We start from the raw sequence: 17,992 nt of genomic DNA, 5'->3' as shown, positions 1-17,992 counted from the left end.
TGGCATTCAGAAGCCTATTGTGTTGGCTTTTTCTTTAATCAGTCTCAACCTCTTTTTATTATCTCATTGTGACGAATTCTTCTGAACCAGTTGGATGAATAGCGACTGTATTATCAAAGTCAGCTTTGGTAGCACCCATCTTAATTGCAACAGCAAATCCCTGAATCATTTCATCCACACCGTGACCAATACCGTGTAGACCAACTATTTTTTCTTCTACACCCTTTGTAATTAATTTCATCTTACAAACTTGCTTGTAATCTGTTATAGCAGTAAACATTGATGTGAATTCTGACTGGTATACTTTAATGTTTTCCTTGCCAAATTGTTTGATAGCCTGATCTTCTGTTAAACCAACCGAGCCAATAGCTGGATGACTAAAAACAACGGTTGCTACATTACTGTAGTCTAGTTTTTCTTCTTTTTTACCATTAAATAGACGTTCAGATAGTCTTCTGCCTGCCGCTATAGCAACAGGAGTTAGAGCCAATTTCCCATTAATATCTCCTACAGCATAAAGGCCTTCTACTGATGTGTTTTCATATTCATCTGTTTCTATGTAGCCCTTAGCATTTAACGTGATATCAAGCTTTTCTAAACCAAATCCCTTGGTATTAGCTTTTCTTCCAATAGCCCAGATAAGCTGATCAACTTCAAGCTTATCACCATCTTTAAAGTAAATACTTAAGGATTTATCGTGATTTTTGTCAACTTTTTCGACATCTGTAAAGGGATGTAGTTGAGGACCGTCTTTTTCCATTTCCTTAACCAAGGTTTCAACGATATCCTTATCAAAGGTTCTCAAGGGCCTATCATGTCTTACCACTAGGTGTGTTTCAGAACCTAATGAATGCATCAGCCCTGCAATTTCCACAGCAATATAGCCTGCTCCTACAATAGCAGTTCGTTTAGGGATAGCATCTAAACCAAAAAAACCATCTGAAGTAATCCCATGCTCGGCTCCTGGAAGGTCAGGTACAATTGGATGGCCACCTGTTGCAATCAAGATATGAGGAGCATGATACGTTTCATCATCAACTTCTACTTGATGAGAATCAATAAATTTAGCATAGCCTTTTACTACCGTAACACCGTTGTTTTCAAAGCTTTTGTTATAAGAAGCATGGATACGGTCAATATATGCTTGCCTGTTCTCTTTTAAGGTCTTGAAATGGAAGTCTTTTTGTTCAATGTCAAACCCGTAAGCTCTAGCATAATGATTAATAGTATCTGAAATTTGTGCTCCGTACCACATCACTTTTTTAGGGACACAACCTAAATTAACACAGGTACCACCAATTTCCCTAGCTTCTATTAGTAATACCTTAGCACCATTCATGGCTGCGCGGTTTGCCGATGCAATACCTGCACTTCCTCCACCAATAACAATATAATCATATGTTTTCATTATGATAAACCTTACCTTTCTTGCTATTAATGTATCATAAAATAAGTATAGCCTCAAGAATATAAATTGCAGATAAAAAGAGATTCCGTCTTCTCAGTGGAATCTCTTGCAAAGCTTAAATAAGATTTTTTAAAGGTGCAAATACAATGCGTTCAATGTCGCTAACATATACTGACAAGGCTTGTTGAGCATCAAAGTAAGCTTTTAAAAGGTGATTAGCCTCAATCTTTTTACTTAAACTTTCAATAGCTTCTTGTTCTTCAGTTGAGGGCATTTGACCTGTTTGCATCATTCCTTGAATTTTTTCTTGCATCTCTACAAACTCATTAAAGAGACCATTAGCTTCTTCATTATTTTTTATAGCTTCTTTTGATGATTCTACTGTTTTGTATTCTGGTAGAGCTCGCATTGCTCTTTCAATTTTATTAGCATAGTCATAAATTTCTTGGGACATAACTTTCTCCTTAGACTTTTTCTTATATTATAGGATGCTTTTATCATACCATATTAGTGAGTTTCTTGTCTCTTAATAACCATTAACATAGCTACGATAATCAGTCATAGCCTTTTTTAAATCCACCATAGTATCTGAAGGGAATTTCTCTAATATCTCTTGAAGAATAACAGTTGCAATCACATTTTCCATTATAACCCCTGCTGCGGGAAGTGCTGTCGGATCAGACCGTTCAACAGTTGCTTTGTAAGGAGTATGGTTTTCAATATTAACTGATCTTAGAGGCTTATAAAGAGTTGGAATAGGTTTCATAACGGCTTTGATTACTAAATTTTCTCCATTTGTAACGCCACCTTCAAAGCCTCCTAAATGATTGCTGGCTCTAGCATAGCCTTTTTGGGCATCCCAGACAATCTCATCCATTACCTCTGAGCCCTTTTGATAACCCATTTGAAAGCCATTACCAAACTCAACACCCTTAAAAGCATTGATAGATAAAACAGCTTGAGCAATTTTTCCATCTAATTTTTTATCCCAATGAACAAATGAACCTAACCCTGCTGGTACACCCTCTACGATAGTTTTAACGATACCACCGATGGTATTACCTTCTTTTTTTATCTGATCAATGTAGGCTTTGATTTCTTCTTCTTGCTCTTCATTGACTATCGACAAGTCAGAAGCCATTGCTTTTTCCTGAAGCATTTCAAATGACTCTTCTTCTGGTAACTGGATAGTTTTACCTCCAAAAACCAGAATGTGATTGAGAGTATGAATAGATAATTCTCTTAAAATCACTTTAGCTAGAGCACCAATTGCCACTCGTATAGCTGTTTCGCGTGCAGAAGATCTCTCAAGGGAATTTCGTAAATCCTCATACCTATACTTAATACCTCCAACAAGGTCCGCATGACCAGGTCTTGGATGAATAAGCTTACGTTTTTGTTTTATAGCATCATCTAACTCTTCAATAGACATAATGTCTTGCCATTTATTATGATCTTTATTAACAATCGTCAAGGTTATAGGTGCACCAGTGGTTTTTCCATGTCTGACACCTGAAGAAATGATAACCTTATCATCTTCAATAGCCATTCTGGCGCCTCTCCCATAGCCACCTTGCCGTCTCTTTAATTCCTTGTCAATATCTGACTTTTCAAGCCTTAAACCCGAAGGAATACCTTCTATAATAGCTGTGAGTGCAGGTCCATGTGACTCACCCGCTGTTAAGTATCTCATACCTACTCCTTTACTAGACAATTAAATCTTTGAAATGGAAGCGAAAAGAAAAACATCATCCTAAAAGCCTTTAGAACAATGTTTCTTTTTACCTTAATGATAGGGTGTTTAGGAATCTGCATCCAGAACTTCAATAATTTTTTTCATATCATTTAAAGAAATTTGGCCAGGGGCATTACTATTGTTATCAATAGATACAAAAATCCAGGAAGAACCAATAATATCACTGGCAATACGTGAAATCCTACCTAGTTTGCCCATAGACATGGTTGCATATGTCTGTTCAGGATTAAGGGCTTTAAAGCCTCTAGTATAATTCATTAGGTTCAAGACATCTTGTTCACTATTTGGCATTACAAATATTTTAACTACTCTAGGAGCTAGTTTGGTCATCTCTGAAAAAGATTCCATTAAATTTTCAGGCGTTTCTTTAAAATTGTGGTAGGACAGAACTAAATTAGGGAAATCCAGCATCTCATTGAAGACAGCCTTATGTGAGAAGTACTCAAAATCAATATAATCAGGATTATAAATGGCATTTATTTCTTTAATTAATGCGATATACTCTTGATCTGATAGTTCAATATTTCCACCTTCTCGACTCGTACGAAGTGTAAAGATGATTTCTCTACCTGCAAATTTCTCAAATATTGCTGGAGCAACAGTAATGATTTCTTCCTTTGCTAAAAAGTCTGCTCTCCATTCAATTAAATCAACACCATCATATTTTGACACATCAATATTCTGTGCTTCCTCAAAATTTCTTGGTATAACCGAAGCTACTATTTTCATTTTCATACCTTCAAAGTAATTACTTTTAAATAATTACTTTTTTCATCTGCTTTATTAATTGTAAAATCACTAGGAAGTTGTTGTAAAGTCATTTCCTTCACTTTCTTATCTCCTAGCCCTTTTAAAATTTGTTTTTTGAAATGTTGGCTTGTCATAGTTGCACTATTTGTTGATGCAATAATGATACCATTTGGATTTAAAATCTGAATAGATTCTGAAATTAACTTATGATAGTCTTTAAGAACCGAAAAAGTTTGCTTTTTATTTCTAGCAAAACTAGGTGGATCAATAACTATTATATCAAAACTTAATTTTTTTCTTCTAGCATACTTATAATATTCGAAAACATCCATCACAAGAAACTGATGATTTGCTACATCCAAATGATTTTTTTCAAAATGGGCTATTGAAAGCTCACGCGATCGTTTAGCTAAATCAACCGAGACCGTTTGACTAGCACCACCCATAGCTGCAGCTACTGAAAAGGCTGCGGTGTAAGAAAAGACATTTAATAAGCTTTTCCCAGCGGCTAGCCCTTCTGCTAGCTCTCTTCTAACATTATGCTGATCAAGAAAGATACCCGTCATTAAACCATCATTTAAGAAAACCTGATAGGAAATACCATTTTCTAGAATTTCAAAGGTATCTGGGGCAACTTGACCATATAAATGAGCCGACTCATAGGAAGGTCCCTTAAAGCGAATTTTTTCAAAAGCACCTAAAACTTCTGGATAGACCTCTTGAAAAGCTTCAATAATAAGTTCTCTTTGTTGATAGACAAATGTATTATACCAAGAAAACAAAGCATAGCCACCATAAAAGTCAATGGTTAAGCCACCAAAGTTATCACCTTCTTGATTAAATAAACGGTAAGCAGTAGTATCTTGACTATTAATAAAACCTTGTCTTTTTTCTTTTGCATTTTGAAAAAGAGTATTAAAATAAGAGAGGCTCAATTGCTCAATATTATCTCCAAGAAACCAGCCAATCCCCTTATTTTGCCTTGAAAGATACGCCGTTCCAATAACTTCTTTTCTCTTTGAATAAAGCTGGACCAACTGATCTGTAATTTCCAAATCGGAGAAATCTTTTTCTTCTAATAATTGTACCCCAGAAGATAAGTTCTTTTCAACAAAAGAATTAATGTAGAGTTTATTCATAATTTACATTATACCAAAAAATTTAAAAAAGCTCTACTACAATATTTACAGGCATTTTCTCTGATAAAATTCCAAGTAAATATGAACTTATAGCGAGCAATACCACATATTTTTTGTTATAATTTACTTTGAGATTTTATCTTTAGGAAATAATAAAGAGGAAGTTCTTACTGTGAAGAAGACAAAAACAATTATATTAAATTTTGCCAATACTAGGTTAGGGTTTATTATCACCCTACTAATTGCCTACTGGCTTAAAACCCTTTGGGCTTATCATGCTGATTTCTCCCTTGATTTAGGTAACCTATATCAAGTCTTTTTAACTATAATCAATCCTATCCCTTTAGGGCTCCTTCTTTTAGGCTTTGCCCTTTACTTTAAAAATACAAAGGCTTTTTATATTGCCTCATGGATCGCCTATATTATCCTTAATCTTTTACTTATTTCAAATGCTATTTACTATAGAGAGTTTTCTGATTTTATTACCGTTAGTGCCATGCTAGCCTCTAGTAAAGTATCTGCTGGCTTGGGAGACTCGGCACTCAATCTCCTACGTATCTGGGATATTATTTATATTATCGACTTTGTTCTACTAATTTTTGTATTTAGCAGAAAAAAAATTAAAAGTGATAAACGTCCATTTAATAAACGAGCAGCCTTTGCTGTGACAGCACTTTCTTGTTTGTTCATGTCCATTAATCTTTTCTTAGCCGAAATTGATAGACCTGAACTGTTAACAAGAGGGTTTTCAAACACTTACATTGTCAGAGCACTAGGCTTACCTTCTTTTACTCTCTATAGTGCCAATCAAACCTATCAAGCTCAAAAAGAAAGAAATGGAGCAACAGCTGCCGAGTTAACAGATGTCAAAAATTACGTTAAAGAACATTATGCTGCTCCTAATCCTAAATATTATGGCATAGCAAAAGGGAAAAATGTTATCGTACTTCACTTGGAAAGTTTCCAGCAATTTGTTATTGATTATAAATTGAAATCCGGTGACAAGGAATATGAAGTAACACCTTTTCTAAATTCACTCTACCATTCTAATTCTACCTTAGCTTTTTCAAATTTCTTTCATCAGGTTAAGGCCGGTAAAACATCTGATGCCGAAACCATGATGGAAAATTCCTTATTTGGTTTAAATAGTGGCTCCTTCATGGTAAACTATGGTGGTGAAAACACACAATTTTCAGCCCCGACTATTTTGGCTCAAAAAGAAAACTATTCCAGTGCTGTTTTCCATGGAAATGTAGGTACCTTCTGGAACAGAAATAATGCCTATAAGCAATGGGGCTATAATTATTTCTTTGATTCAAGCTATTTTTCTAAACAAAATGAAAATAATTCTTTCCAATATGGTCTCAATGATAAATACATGTTTAAGGATTCTATAAAATACTTAGAAAGACTCCAACAACCCTTCTACACTAAATTTATCACTGTCAGCAATCACTACCCCTACACAAGCTTAAAAGGGGAAAAAGAGGAGGAAGGTTTCCCATTAGCACAGACTGATGACGAAACCATTAATGGATACTTTGCAACTGCCAACTATCTAGATAGTTCTATTAAGGCTTTCTTTGATTATCTCAAAGCATCAGGCCTATATGATAAGTCTATAGTTGTTCTCTATGGTGATCACTATGGCATTTCAAATTCTAGAAATTCTAGCTTAGCAAGCTTACTTGGTAAAGACCCTGAAACATGGTCTGAGTATGATAATGCCATGCTACAACGGGTTCCTTTTATGATTCATATCCCTGGATATACAGATGGAACTATTAGTCCGACTTTTGGTGGTGAAATCGATGCTCTTCCAACACTCTTACATGTCCTTGGTGTCGATACCAGTCAGTATGTTCAATTAGGACAAGATCTTCTATCTCCTCAAAATAAACAAATTGTGGCGCAAAGAACATCTGGTACCTATATGACACCTGAATATACCAACTATAGCGGTCGCTTGTATAATACTGCGAGTGGTGAAGAAATCACTAATCCAGATGAAATGACAATGGAAAAAACAAAAGCTATTCGAGAAGCTACTAGCAGACAGTTAGCTGTTAGTGATGCTGTACAAACTGGTGACTTGCTACGCTTTGATACTGATAATGGCTTAAAGACTGTTGATCCTAGCAAATTTGTCTACACTAAACAATTAAAACAAATGAAAGCTATTGAAGAAGAAATAGGTTCTGAGTCTAAAAGTCTCTACAGCCAACATCATAATAAATCCACCCAAAAACTCTTTAAGGCACCTTCCTACTTAGAATTGAATCCTAAAACAGAGCAAGAAGCCAAAAAAGAATAAGTAAAACATCCGAGATCTAATAGGTCTTGGATGTTTTACTATTCTTTCTTAAAATAGGAGTAAAATAAAAAGATTGACGAAAGAAAACTAAAGAATCTTTCGTCAATCTAAAAATAGGGCTTAAACCCTATTTATTACTATACTATTTTGCAAGTTTTGCCTTTGCAGCATCTGCAAGCGCAGTAAATCCTGAAGCGTCATTAACAGCTAAATCAGCAAGCATTTTACGGTTTACTTCAATTTCAGCAAGTTTTAAACCATGCATTAATTGTGAGTATGATAAACCATTCATACGAGCAGCTGCATTGATACGGGTAATCCATAATTTACGGAAGTCACGTTTTTTCTGACGACGGTCACGGTATGCATAGTAATAAGAGTTCATTACTTGTTCTTTTGCAGTACGGAACAAGATATGTTTTGCTCCATAGTAACCTTTAGCTAACTTTAAAACACGTTTACGACGTTTACGTGCAACAACTCCACCTTTAACACGAGCCATTTATATTTCCTCCAAATAATTCTAATAATTCTAGTTAATGTTTACAATTAATCTTATCTAAGACCTGTAAGCATTGCTTTAATACGTTTAAAATCTCCTGAGCTTACCATTGAAGCTTTGCGAAGATGACGACGTTGTTTTTTAGTTTTTCCGTGGAAACGGTGTGATGTAAAAGCGCGGAAGCGTTTCAAACCACCAGAACCTGTACGTTTAAAACGTTTAGCTGATGCGCGGTGTGTTTTTTGTTTTGGCATTTTAGTATTCTCCTCTTAACATAATATATAACGGTGACAATTATTTCTTGTCAGGAATTGGTGCAAGCTGCATAAACATTTGGCGACCATCCATTTTTGCTCTCTGCTCAATGATAGAAATATCTTGAGTAGCTTCAGCAAATTCAGCCAGAACCTTTGCACCAATCTCTTTATGAGTAATCATACGCCCTTTGAAGCGGATAGAAACTTTAACCTTATTCCCTTTTTCAAGGAATTTACGGCCGTTACGAAGTTTAGTTTCAAAGTCCCCTTTATCAATAACTGGACTAAGACGTACTTCCTTAACAGTAACAACACTTTGTTTTTTGCGTTGTTCTTTTTGTTTCTTTTGAAACTCAAATTTGAACTTTCCATAGTCCATGATTTTGGCAACAGGAGGAACAGCTTGTGGCTGGATTAAAACCAAATCAACATTTGAAGCATCAGCAAGGGCTTGAGCTTCAGAAAGTGGTTTAATACCTAATTGTTCACCTTCTAGACCAACTAGACGAACTTCACGTACGCGAATTTCATCATTAATGAATAGATCTTTCTTAGCTATGATCTTCACCTCTTTATTTTTTTAGAGAAAAACGAAAGCGGACTTGATAAATCAAGCCCGCACACATAATATCCAAAAGGATTTTGACATGTAGGGCCAGACAACCTAAGTCGCAAGGCGAGAAGCTCTCGCTTCTGCTTTTCTCATTAATACCATGATAGCACACTAATTATATCATGTCAATAACTTTTCTGCTTTTTCTTGAATGAATTTTACTACCCCTTGGATATCAATACCGGTTGTATCAAAAATAATAGCATCATCTGCTGCTTTTAAGGGAGACACTTGGCGATGACTATCTTTGTAGTCCCGACTAGCAATTTCATCTTTTAGCCTTTCAAAATCACTCTCAATTCCCTTTTCTAAATTCTCTTTATAACGACGCTGGGCGCGCTCTTCAACAGAAGCAATTAAGAATATTTTAAGTTCTGCATCAGGTAAAACAACTGTTCCAATATCACGTCCGTCCATAATAATGGCCCCATTTTTTGCAATCCGACGTTGTTGCCTTACTAATTCTTCACGAATTTCAGCTATAGCTGAAACCCAAGACACATTATTAGTAACATCATTTTGTCTAATAGCCAAAGTGACATTTTCCTCTCCTAGATAAACTTCTTGGCTTCCATCGCTTGTTTTTTTAAATGAAATAGGATTTTTTTCAAGAGTTGAGAGAATTTTGTGAACATCACTTTCAGTAAAATCATATTTTAGTGCAATATAGGTTGCTGAACGGTACATAGCCCCAGTATCTAAATAAGTATAACCAAGATTTTTTGCGATAATCTTGGCTACAGTACTTTTTCCACTGGAAGCTGGTCCATCTATAGCAATTTTAATGGCTTTCATTTCTTCCTCTTCAATTAATTAATATAGACAGCATCACCAGGATTAGCATACCAATAACCTTGGGTCATATGTTCAGGATTTAAATTTTGTAACTGTTCTGCACTAATTCCTGCTCTTGCTGCAATAGATGCAACTCCTTCTCCTGGTAGGACCACAATTGTCTGACCTTTTTTAGTTTCTGGTTCAGAACTTGCTTTTGTGGTTGATGATGTACTTGTTTCACTTGCTTTAGTACTTTGTGTGGATTTTTCTGATTTAGAAGTTTTTGCTTTCTTCTTTGTTTCAGACTGAGATGCCCCGTAAAAACCACTTGTCTCAAGTTGTCTATTGCCACCACTATTTGATGTATAGAAAAAAATAAATAATATAGCCACAATAATAACAAAGAAAACACTCAATAAGGCTGTTAACCAAGGTGTACTTAGAATGGGACCTCTGGACTTTCGAGATCTCCTTTCCTTTGTTTCATTAACTATCTTTTCTTCCCATGGTTCTTTTGCCATGATTCTCCCCCTTGTTAAATTAACAAAATCATATTAAAATGATACTATGAAAGTATCTATTATTCCAGAAAAATGTATTGCTTGCGGTCTCTGTCAGACCTACTCTAACCTATTTGACTACCAGGATGACGGAATTGTGAAATTTACAGACTCAAATGACTCTAGTAAAACCATTTCTGAAACTGATAAAGATGCCATCCTAGCAGTGAAATCTTGTCCTACTAAGGCTCTTACAATACAGTAAGAGTCTTTTTATCGTCTTTATAAAACTCAAAATAATCCAAATTAACAAAGTTATCAATCAATTCCACTTCTCCTTTAAAGTATGGATTGATTGCTAGAGCATCTAAGAAATACTTTTTAGGCCACTTTCTCATATAAAAAAGATATTTTTTGTCCTCTACAATGATACTTAAGGTTGATTTAGTTACTTCTACTTTTGTGATTGAGGAAATATCAAGCTTATGTGGTCCAAAAATTTTCAAAGAAACAATTCTTAAAATACCATTATTTTCAATAATAAAATATCTGTGTAAACCTACACCAACTAATACAGCAAAGATAGCAAAAAGGATAAAAATACGGCTAGGTATTTCTGTTCTTTCGTAAAGAAGTGATAAACCTATGAAGATTGGAGCAAATGCAATCGACCAATAAATAATTGCCCAAGATAATTCTGGTTGCCAATGGTACCGAATTTTACCAAAAATTTTAATCATTTGTTTTCACCTCTTTTCTATCTTGTTTCATCATTAAGATTTTTGAACAATACCAATAATAACATCTACAGCTTTACACATCGTCTCTAAACTTACAAATTCAAATCGACCGTGCATGTTTTCCCCACCAGCAAATAAATTAGGGGTTGGAAGTCCCATAAACGAAATTTTTGACCCATCTGTGCCTCCACGAATCGGTTCAATAATGGGTTTAATAGATAAATCTTCCATAACAGCCTTGGCAATTTTAATAGGTGTCATATCTTTTTCAATGACTTTTTTCATATTATAGTATTGATCAGAAAGACTTATGTGAATACGCTCTGTTCCATATGCTTTGTTCATCCTATCTGCCATAGCCAAAACATGCTCTTTTCTCGCTTCAAAGGAATTATCTTCAAAATCTCGAATAATATAAGAACTATGAGCTTCTTCAACTGAACCACTCATACCATGTAAGTGATAGAAACCTTGATAACCGTCTGTCTTTTCAGGTCGATCATTTTCTGGTAATTGATTATGAAAATCAATAGCCAATTGTAAGGCATTAATCATTTGCCCCTTAGCAGTACCTGGGTGAACGTTTCGTCCAAGAAAATCTATTTTCAAAGCTGCTGCGCTAAAGGTTTCAAATTGAAGTTCTCCTAAGGGACCACCATCAACTGTATAAGCAAAATCAACATCAAAGTCAGCTACCTTAAACTTATCTGCACCGATACCAATTTCTTCATCTGGACCAAAAGCTACCATAATCTCACAGTGCTCAATACTAGGATTAGCAAGCAAATATTCTATCGCAGTCATGATTTCTGTAATCCCAGACTTATCATCAGCTCCCAAGAGAGTCGTTCCATCAGTGGTTATGAGGGTTTGACCCTTATAATTATTTAGGTTAGGGAATTCCTCAGGTAGCAAGGCGTAGCCAGATTGCCCCAGCTTAATCTCTCCCCCCTGATAGTTTTCAATAATCTGTGGATTAACACCTTCAGCGTTAAAATCTGCTGTATCCATGTGGGCAATAAAACCAATTTTGCGAGTAAGTTCCTTAGAATTAGCTGGCAAAGTCCCAATTAAATAACCATTTTCTTTTATATAATGTACATTTTGTAAACCAATAGCTTCCATTTCAGGCTTTAAAATATTCAGCGCAAAATCAACTTGGTTTTGGCTACTCGGAGTCGTCTGACTATCAGGATTACTCCGCGTATTAACCTTCACATACTTAATAAACCTATCTAAAAGATTATCATATAACATAAGTCACCTCAATTATTTATCAATTTAATTATATCATAAAAAGGCTTTAAAAACCTTAAGACAAGTAAGATTTTTAAAGCCTATTTTAGATAGAGTACTGTTTGTAGTAACTTAAAATACCCGCTACTATACCACTTGCCAACTTTTCTTGATAAGCTGAAGAGATAATATTGTTAAACTCAGTAGCATTTGACATATACCCCATCTCTACTAGTACTGATGGAGCAATCGTTTCTCGTAATACTGCAAAAGTATTTCTTAGTACACCATTATTTTTTGCCCCAGTATTTGCAATAGTTGTCATTTGAATAGCCTGTGCTAAACTTGCACTTCTACGTAAGCGCTCTGAATCATTATGATATGTTTCGTTAATAGCTGAAGGATATTCTGGAGAGTATTCGTAATAATAAGTTTCAAGTCCATAAGCACTAGCATTTATCGACGCATTAAAATGAAGACTAACAAAAATATCCGCTAAAGTTTTATTAGCTCTTTGAGATCGTGGAAGTAAATCGACAAATATATCCGTCGTCCTTGTTGTAACTACTTTATAGCCCAAAGATTCTAGCTTATCTTTAATTCTATTTTGCATCTGTAAATTCAAGGATTTCTCATATTGATTAAAATAGGATGCTCCAGAATCATAGCCTCCATGACCTGCATCTAAATAAATAATTTTGTTTAAAATAGCATAATTGCCCTGCGAAGCAGATAATTTTACATTCTCTGCAAAATAGTAATTACCTAGATTAAAACCGCTTGTTGTATTATCAGAAAAATCAATATAAGTATGAATCGTGTAGTTACCTTTCAAAAATTTATGAAAAATCTGATCTACAGAAACTATAGCCTGTCCATCTTTAATATCTGAAGAAACATACCAATGAATATTAGTTTGATTTACTTCAGACCAAGCAGCAACACGTATCGCCTTAATTATCTTTGTACCTTGAAGCACTCCTACATCAAGTTTTCCATTATCAGATTGAAAATTAATGACCGATACTTTGGGAGGAATAGCTACTGCAACTTCTTTATTAATCTTATATGTTCCAAGGGAAACTCCCACCCGACTACCATCGCTATAATCTGTATAAACATGGACAATATAATTATCAGAAAGATTACTGTGATTAGCGATGTCTATTAATTGAATTGCGGTATTATTTCCAATTATGGGTATATACCATTTTAAATCATCTTGTCCATTTTTCTCTGACCATACAGCAATTTGAACTCCTATTATAACTTTTGTTGTTGGAGTTCCCAAGACATTTACAGTAAAAGTAGTCTTATTTTCAGCATAGTTAGTTACTGAAACAGTTGCATCTGACCTTGTAAATAAGTTATTATAGGTTCTAGTTACTAGTCCAATTTGGTAACCTGTAATAGTACTATAACCATAAATATGAATATGATAAAGTCCTTTTTCATCATTATGATTTAAAGTATTTACCAGAACTTGATAATCACCTATTGGAGTCTTCGTAGCCTTGTACCAGATTAAATCATTTTGTCCATCTTTGGCAGTCCAAACCGGAATTGAAACACTGGTAATTGTTGACGGAAGTTTTGAAACCGTTACAGTAAAGGAACTTATATTATTCTGAGTCACTTGACTGATGACTTGAGGCATTAAAAGTATTACTTCAAGTGTACTAACTCCCAACATCTTTTCATTTTTTCTGGTATAAGTGTGAATATGATATTTGCCATATTCCTTATGACGAGCAAAATCGACATATGCAGCACCAGTTGGTGAAGCATTGTACCAAATCAAATCGTTTTGTCCCTGTTCTTCTCCCCAAACGGCATACAAGATAGTTGTATTTAAAGGTATCGTTTCTCGGTATTGGATTTTAATTCCTTGCTCATCAGCAATTGAAGTAACAGGAGCAGATTTTGAACTCCCTAATTGAGATTGAACAAGTTTTTGAGTTGTTTCTTGTCCAGCTCTCTTAGCTAGAGATTCTATTTTTTGCTCTGTCTTATTTGTTTTTATCGTTGTATCAGAAATAGTTACACTACTGACTTTTATATCTTGATTTGAAATAGGTACTTCTACCTGCAAGGGAGTAGCTGAGGGAGTCTCTATTGTCTGAAGAACGGTTTCACCTTTATTGGATGTTATAGCCGAAGTCTTTACTTGCTCAGAAGAACTTGCCAAATCTGATATATCCTTAGTGCTTCCAGATACTTCTTTTTGAACATTTGATAGTTTTATTTCATTCTGAATTGAACTTACCATTGCATTTGAATCTGTTACATCCGATGCAGAAACTTCTTGCTGATACCAGAAAACTCCTAGAATAAGAGAAGCAAATAATAAAAAAGATGATTTTTTAGAATTCAAAGGTTAACCTAACTTTCGATTATAATTTTTAGACAATTATAACATTCATAAAGAATACATTCAAATCTTAATATAAAAAGATATAGATAGGAATCTAAAATCTAAACATTGAAAATACTAAAATGAAGTTAGACATCTAAAGACCTTTCCAAGAGTATATAAAAGCACCTCAAAATTGAGGTGCTTCTTATTCTGCTTCTGCTTATTTTACTTTGTATCTTTAAAAATGAAGAGTTTACTTAAAATATAATTTAAAGTTATTACCATAAACTGGCCCAGGAGAGTTTCAATCGTATTTATCATATTAATATCATTATTTACAAATTGGCCTATAAGTAATGGAAATTTCTCAACAAGAAAATAGGCTAGCAAAACATCTAAAATCAATGTAAATAGACGAGCTATTACAAATTTTACAAACCTTTTAAAACGACCAATTTTGACTTGATTAAATACAAAACTATCATTGGTGACAAATGCAAAAATAATAGCTCCAATATTAGCTAATAATGCAGATGAGGTAGCTTCTTTTGTCAGAAAAAATGTAAGAAACCTAATAAATATATAAACAAATGTTGCTAATACACCAAAAAATAAGTATTTAAAAACTTCTGAAGTTATTATTTTTTGAAAACTCATTTTAGTCATTATAAATTTCTCCTATTTTTGTTTATAATGATAAATACTATTACCATCTAAATCTGGTCCATATACTCTTTGAAAACTATCACCAAATTCTTCTTGTAGATTTCTATGTGTTAAAACATAATTAACATTCAAACGACTTAACTCTTCCGTACTTAATTGTATATTTAAGACATCTGGAACAGGAGCCTGCATATTTGTTTTATCTTTTGTTAAAAAAACTTGCATATGAGCATATCGATTCCAAATATTTTGTTTTTTATTATTTGGATCTAATAGTCTCATTAATTTAATGTCCGGATAAAAACGTACACTATTTAAAGTCTTTGCACCAAACATCTGAGGATAATTATATAAACTTCCCTCGCTAATCCAAACTCCTTGTGGTTTCCTATGAACTATTTCCTTAATTTTAAATGTTAAACTCTTAGACTCAACTGCACTTAGTCCCTTTACTACAGGATTGACTGTCATACCACTTCCCACAATTAAAGGTAGTAAGGTTAATATTAATATGACTTTCTTCTTATAAAGTATGGCTATTATCAAGATAAAGATAGCTAAACTAATCATTAAAATGTACTTATTACCAATATAGTTACGATATTCAGCTTGATTTATAGTAATGAAGGCAAGAAATAAAGTTATTATTAAAGACAAAAATACCAGTGGTCTCTTTTCTGATATAATTTGAGAATCCCATACATATCCTATAAACCAAATAGATACAAAAACTCCTATTACAGCTAAAGATTGCCAAGCTCGGCCTGATGTCACAAATGAAAACAAGCTTATTCTAGCAATTATTTCAGGTAGCCCAATAACTGTATAAAAGAAAAGTAAAATAGAATAAGCCAACATTGTGAAGCCAAAAATATTCTCCTTAATTTTAGTTTTCTTTACAATAAAAGGTAAGATAAACAAGATGTAAGGTAGCAAATGTAGAGATGTCGAAGCTTCTACTTGATTTCCAAGCTTAGGAACTTTAAAAGGTAAGATAAAATTACTATATAAATCAGAAAGTCTTCTCCAAGACAAATCGCCACCTACAGAAATTCTGTGTCCTGGATACACTGTATTTAAAGTAAGAGCAATAGCATCCTGACTTTTTATTAAAGTAAGTCCTATAACTGTAGCCGAAAATACTAAAGTTGCTGTTATTAATAAGATGTCAGTCTTATTAAATTTTTTTCCCTTTACTGATTCAATCATCTCAAGAAGGAAGAAAAATAAAATTAAATAAGCGAATGGTACTTGAAAAGCGGGGTAAATTACCAATGCAAAACCTATTATTGACATAGAAAGTAATGTAGCAAATCCTAGCTTTGGAATAATACTTTTACTTCTAAAATAATGAAATACTAATACAATAATCGATAGAGTGAAAAAGACAACATCTCCCAAATGTTGCATAAACCACCATTGCACAGTTGGAGTAAAAGTAATCCATAAACTTCCCAATAACGATATTAGAGTGTTCTTTTTAGTTATTATCATGGAAAATTCAAATGCAAGTAAAAGCATTGTAATCACCTTAAAACACCAATACCATGATAAACCATACGCTGATCCTAAAAATAGAAAACCCCAATTAAATGGTTTGCCAATGACTGATAAATCTTTAACTGGAGCATTATATGCAATAACCATATTCTGTCCAGTCATCCCATAACTATTATTAACAAAGTGATTTCCCGTATTAGCTTGCGAAATAAAGAATGGTGTTTGTACCATCCATTCATCTGTTCTAATCATTCTAGGAAAACCAACTAGAGTACCATTATCCCTTGGTGGAAAAGCAATCCAATGCCTTAATTCATTTGGAATATCTACACTATCAGAATGAGATTGGGAAAACTGATTAAGTACTTCTTGTTTTTTTCCCTTAGAAACCTCACTAACTCCAAAATTATTCCAGTTAGCCAAAGAGCTACCATGTATCTGACAAGATACACCTATTATCACAAAAATAAGAGCGAGTAAGTAACGACATTTTATTAATTTATCTAGTACTAATCTCATAAAAACAATTATCTTTATCATCTTTTAACATGGTTTCTTTCATAATAATCATAAACTTTTAATTCATACTGCATTTTATTTTGTCTAACAATTGTATCTAATATAAAGCCTGAAACAAATGAGAGTGCTGCTAAAATCATAAAACCTGTAGCTAAGATTGCTGATGGCATTTTGTCAATTAATCCTGTACGAGCAAATTCACTAATAACTGGAATCCCAACGAGTAACCCCATAATAAATAAGACCGCAGTAACAATACTGAAAAACAATAAAGGCTTATAATCCTTAAACAAATTAAAAATCATTTTTAAAACTTTAAAACCATCTGAAAAAGTATTTAACTTTGATTCACTACCCTCAGGTCTGTCTTGATAAGTTATTGGTACTTCAACCAATTTAAATCTCTTATCTAAAGAGTGAATTGATAGTTCCGTTTCAATCTCAAATCCTGGTGATAAAACTGGAAAAGTTTTAACAAATAAACGATTGAAACCACGGTAACCAGTCATTATATCTTGATAGTTACCTTTATACAATTTGTTAATTAAAGTTCTTACTAGATTGTTACCAAAGCCATGGAAACCACGTTTATTTTCTTTTGCATAGGTTCCATTTGATAACCTATCTCCAATAGTCATATCCGCTACACCAGCTCTAAGAGGACTTAATAATTTATCAACTTCGGCAACTGGATAAGTATCATCTGCATCAATCATAATGTAATAATCTGCATCAATCTCTCTAAACATTGATCGAACAACATTACCCTTACCTTGACGAGGCTCAAATTTAACAATGGCTCCTGCTTCTCTTGCTAATTGGTTAGTATTATCTTTAGAATTATTATCATAAACATAAATATCAGCATTTGGTAAATAATATTGAAAATCTTTAATTACTTTTTGAATGGTAACTTCTTCATTATAAGCAGGTAGTAAAACTGCAATTTTCTCTGTCAT

18 protein-coding genes and 1 other annotated feature are annotated in these 17,992 nt (G+C 33.8%); of the genes, 2 read left to right on the top strand and 16 right to left on the bottom strand.

Annotated elements, in window-relative coordinates; translation table 11 throughout:
- Positions 1-58: 58 nt before the first annotated feature.
- The 5 genes from gorA to A3GU_RS0101835 all read right to left on the bottom strand — a co-directional run bounded on the left by gorA (position 59) and on the right by A3GU_RS0101835 (position 5,053).
- Positions 59-1,411, bottom strand: coding sequence for a glutathione-disulfide reductase (gene gorA / locus A3GU_RS0101855; RefSeq protein WP_026216412.1), 1,353 nt, complete (start codon positions 1,409-1,411; stop codon positions 59-61).
- 112 nt (positions 1,412-1,523) lie between these two features.
- Complete coding sequence (locus A3GU_RS0101850; RefSeq protein WP_018365837.1) at positions 1,524-1,862, bottom strand: YlbF/YmcA family competence regulator; 339 nt, start codon at positions 1,860-1,862, stop codon at positions 1,524-1,526.
- 72 nt (positions 1,863-1,934) lie between these two features.
- On the bottom strand, positions 1,935-3,101 hold the full coding sequence (gene aroC, locus A3GU_RS0101845) for a chorismate synthase (protein ID WP_018365836.1): 1,167 nt from the start codon (positions 3,099-3,101) through the stop codon (positions 1,935-1,937).
- 108 nt (positions 3,102-3,209) lie between these two features.
- Positions 3,210-3,893 carry a type I 3-dehydroquinate dehydratase gene (gene aroD / locus A3GU_RS0101840; protein ID WP_018365835.1) on the bottom strand — a complete coding sequence of 228 codons (684 nt, stop codon included), beginning with the start codon at positions 3,891-3,893 and terminating at the stop codon, positions 3,210-3,212.
- Positions 3,894-3,895: 2 nt separating this feature from the next.
- Entirely contained in the window at positions 3,896-5,053 is a 1,158-nt protein-coding gene (locus tag A3GU_RS0101835) for a class I SAM-dependent rRNA methyltransferase (RefSeq protein WP_018365834.1), read from the bottom strand.
- 172 nt (positions 5,054-5,225) lie between these two features.
- On the opposite strand from A3GU_RS0101835, the gene A3GU_RS0101830 reads away from it, so the two are divergent.
- Positions 5,226-7,367: an LTA synthase family protein gene (locus A3GU_RS0101830; RefSeq protein WP_018365833.1), complete on the top strand. Its 2,142-nt coding sequence runs from the start codon at positions 5,226-5,228 to the stop codon at positions 7,365-7,367.
- Positions 7,368-7,509: 142 nt separating this feature from the next.
- On the opposite strand, the gene rplT is transcribed toward A3GU_RS0101830, so the two are convergent.
- From rplT to A3GU_RS0101805, 5 genes are all read right to left on the bottom strand, one after another.
- Positions 7,510-7,869 (bottom strand): 50S ribosomal protein L20, encoded by a 360-nt coding sequence (gene rplT / locus A3GU_RS0101825; protein ID WP_018365832.1) that lies wholly within the window; start codon positions 7,867-7,869, stop codon positions 7,510-7,512.
- 53 nt (positions 7,870-7,922) lie between these two features.
- On the bottom strand, positions 7,923-8,123 hold the full coding sequence (gene rpmI / locus A3GU_RS0101820) for a 50S ribosomal protein L35 (RefSeq protein ID WP_018365831.1): 201 nt from the start codon (positions 8,121-8,123) through the stop codon (positions 7,923-7,925).
- 40 nt (positions 8,124-8,163) lie between these two features.
- A complete protein-coding gene (gene infC / locus A3GU_RS0101815) occupies positions 8,164-8,694 on the bottom strand; it encodes a translation initiation factor IF-3 (RefSeq protein ID WP_018365830.1) in 531 nt (176 codons plus the stop codon).
- Between the two features lie 14 nt (positions 8,695-8,708).
- Positions 8,709-8,831: a sequence feature (ribosomal protein L20 leader region), on the bottom strand.
- A 28-nt stretch (positions 8,832-8,859) separates the two neighbouring features.
- Positions 8,860-9,534: a (d)CMP kinase gene (cmk, locus tag A3GU_RS0101810; protein ID WP_018365829.1), complete on the bottom strand. Its 675-nt coding sequence runs from the start codon at positions 9,532-9,534 to the stop codon at positions 8,860-8,862.
- Between the two features lie 14 nt (positions 9,535-9,548).
- Positions 9,549-10,037, bottom strand: a complete 489-nt coding sequence (locus tag A3GU_RS0101805) for an SAG1386/EF1546 family surface-associated protein (protein WP_018365828.1) — start codon at positions 10,035-10,037, stop codon at positions 9,549-9,551.
- 46 nt (positions 10,038-10,083) lie between these two features.
- Between A3GU_RS0101805 and A3GU_RS0101800 the strand changes: the two genes are divergently transcribed.
- On the top strand, positions 10,084-10,281 hold the full coding sequence (locus tag A3GU_RS0101800; protein ID WP_018365827.1) for a ferredoxin: 198 nt from the start codon (positions 10,084-10,086) through the stop codon (positions 10,279-10,281).
- On the opposite strand, the gene A3GU_RS0101795 is transcribed toward A3GU_RS0101800, so the two are convergent.
- The 6 genes from A3GU_RS0101795 to A3GU_RS0101770 all read right to left on the bottom strand — a co-directional run bounded on the left by A3GU_RS0101795 (position 10,268) and on the right by A3GU_RS0101770 (position 17,992).
- Complete coding sequence (locus A3GU_RS0101795; protein WP_018365826.1) at positions 10,268-10,756, bottom strand: EbsA family protein; 489 nt, start codon at positions 10,754-10,756, stop codon at positions 10,268-10,270. The genes A3GU_RS0101800 and A3GU_RS0101795 overlap by 14 nt on opposite strands.
- Before the next feature lie 33 nt (positions 10,757-10,789).
- Positions 10,790-12,013 (bottom strand): peptidase T, encoded by a 1,224-nt coding sequence (gene pepT, locus A3GU_RS0101790; RefSeq protein WP_018365825.1) that lies wholly within the window; start codon positions 12,011-12,013, stop codon positions 10,790-10,792.
- Between the two features lie 85 nt (positions 12,014-12,098).
- Positions 12,099-14,261 carry a GBS Bsp-like repeat-containing protein gene (locus A3GU_RS0101785; protein WP_083906195.1) on the bottom strand — a complete coding sequence of 721 codons (2,163 nt, stop codon included), beginning with the start codon at positions 14,259-14,261 and terminating at the stop codon, positions 12,099-12,101.
- A 312-nt stretch (positions 14,262-14,573) separates the two neighbouring features.
- On the bottom strand, positions 14,574-15,014 hold the full coding sequence (locus A3GU_RS0101780; protein ID WP_018365823.1) for a GtrA family protein: 441 nt from the start codon (positions 15,012-15,014) through the stop codon (positions 14,574-14,576).
- 12 nt (positions 15,015-15,026) lie between these two features.
- Positions 15,027-17,054 (bottom strand): DUF7657 domain-containing protein, encoded by a 2,028-nt coding sequence (locus A3GU_RS0101775; RefSeq protein ID WP_018365822.1) that lies wholly within the window; start codon positions 17,052-17,054, stop codon positions 15,027-15,029.
- Positions 17,051-17,992, bottom strand: a complete 942-nt coding sequence (locus tag A3GU_RS0101770) for a glycosyltransferase family 2 protein (protein ID WP_018365821.1) — start codon at positions 17,990-17,992, stop codon at positions 17,051-17,053. Before A3GU_RS0101770 ends, A3GU_RS0101775 begins: the two co-directional genes overlap by 4 nt.

The sequence above is a fragment of the Streptococcus didelphis DSM 15616 genome, assembly GCF_000380005.1.
GTDB classification, from domain to species: domain Bacteria; phylum Bacillota; class Bacilli; order Lactobacillales; family Streptococcaceae; genus Streptococcus; species Streptococcus didelphis.
Note: the sequence above shows the minus strand (reverse complement) of the source record. Positions and strands in the feature narration are given on the sequence as shown.

Coding starts and splice junctions, on each gene's coding strand:
- A3GU_RS0101850 (WP_018365837.1), bottom strand. CDS start 1,862: ATGTCCCAAGAAATTTATGACTATGCTAATAAAATTGAAAGAGCAATG.
- aroC (WP_018365836.1), bottom strand. CDS start 3,101: ATGAGATACTTAACAGCGGGTGAGTCACATGGACCTGCACTCACAGCT.
- aroD (WP_018365835.1), bottom strand. CDS start 3,893: ATGAAAATAGTAGCTTCGGTTATACCAAGAAATTTTGAGGAAGCACAG.
- A3GU_RS0101835 (WP_018365834.1), bottom strand. CDS start 5,053: ATGAATAAACTCTACATTAATTCTTTTGTTGAAAAGAACTTATCTTCT.
- rplT (WP_018365832.1), bottom strand. CDS start 7,869: ATGGCTCGTGTTAAAGGTGGAGTTGTTGCACGTAAACGTCGTAAACGT.
- rpmI (WP_018365831.1), bottom strand. CDS start 8,123: ATGCCAAAACAAAAAACACACCGCGCATCAGCTAAACGTTTTAAACGT.
- cmk (WP_018365829.1), bottom strand. CDS start 9,534: ATGAAAGCCATTAAAATTGCTATAGATGGACCAGCTTCCAGTGGAAAA.
- A3GU_RS0101805 (WP_018365828.1), bottom strand. CDS start 10,037: ATGGCAAAAGAACCATGGGAAGAAAAGATAGTTAATGAAACAAAGGAA.
- A3GU_RS0101800 (WP_018365827.1), top strand. CDS start 10,084: ATGAAAGTATCTATTATTCCAGAAAAATGTATTGCTTGCGGTCTCTGT.
- A3GU_RS0101795 (WP_018365826.1), bottom strand. CDS start 10,756: ATGATTAAAATTTTTGGTAAAATTCGGTACCATTGGCAACCAGAATTA.
- pepT (WP_018365825.1), bottom strand. CDS start 12,013: ATGTTATATGATAATCTTTTAGATAGGTTTATTAAGTATGTGAAGGTT.
- A3GU_RS0101785 (WP_083906195.1), bottom strand. CDS start 14,261: ATGGTAAGTTCAATTCAGAATGAAATAAAACTATCAAATGTTCAAAAA.
- A3GU_RS0101780 (WP_018365823.1), bottom strand. CDS start 15,014: ATGACTAAAATGAGTTTTCAAAAAATAATAACTTCAGAAGTTTTTAAA.
- A3GU_RS0101775 (WP_018365822.1), bottom strand. CDS start 17,054: ATGATAAAGATAATTGTTTTTATGAGATTAGTACTAGATAAATTAATA.
- A3GU_RS0101770 (WP_018365821.1), bottom strand. CDS start 17,992: ATGACAGAGAAAATTGCAGTTTTACTACCTGCTTATAATGAAGAAGTT.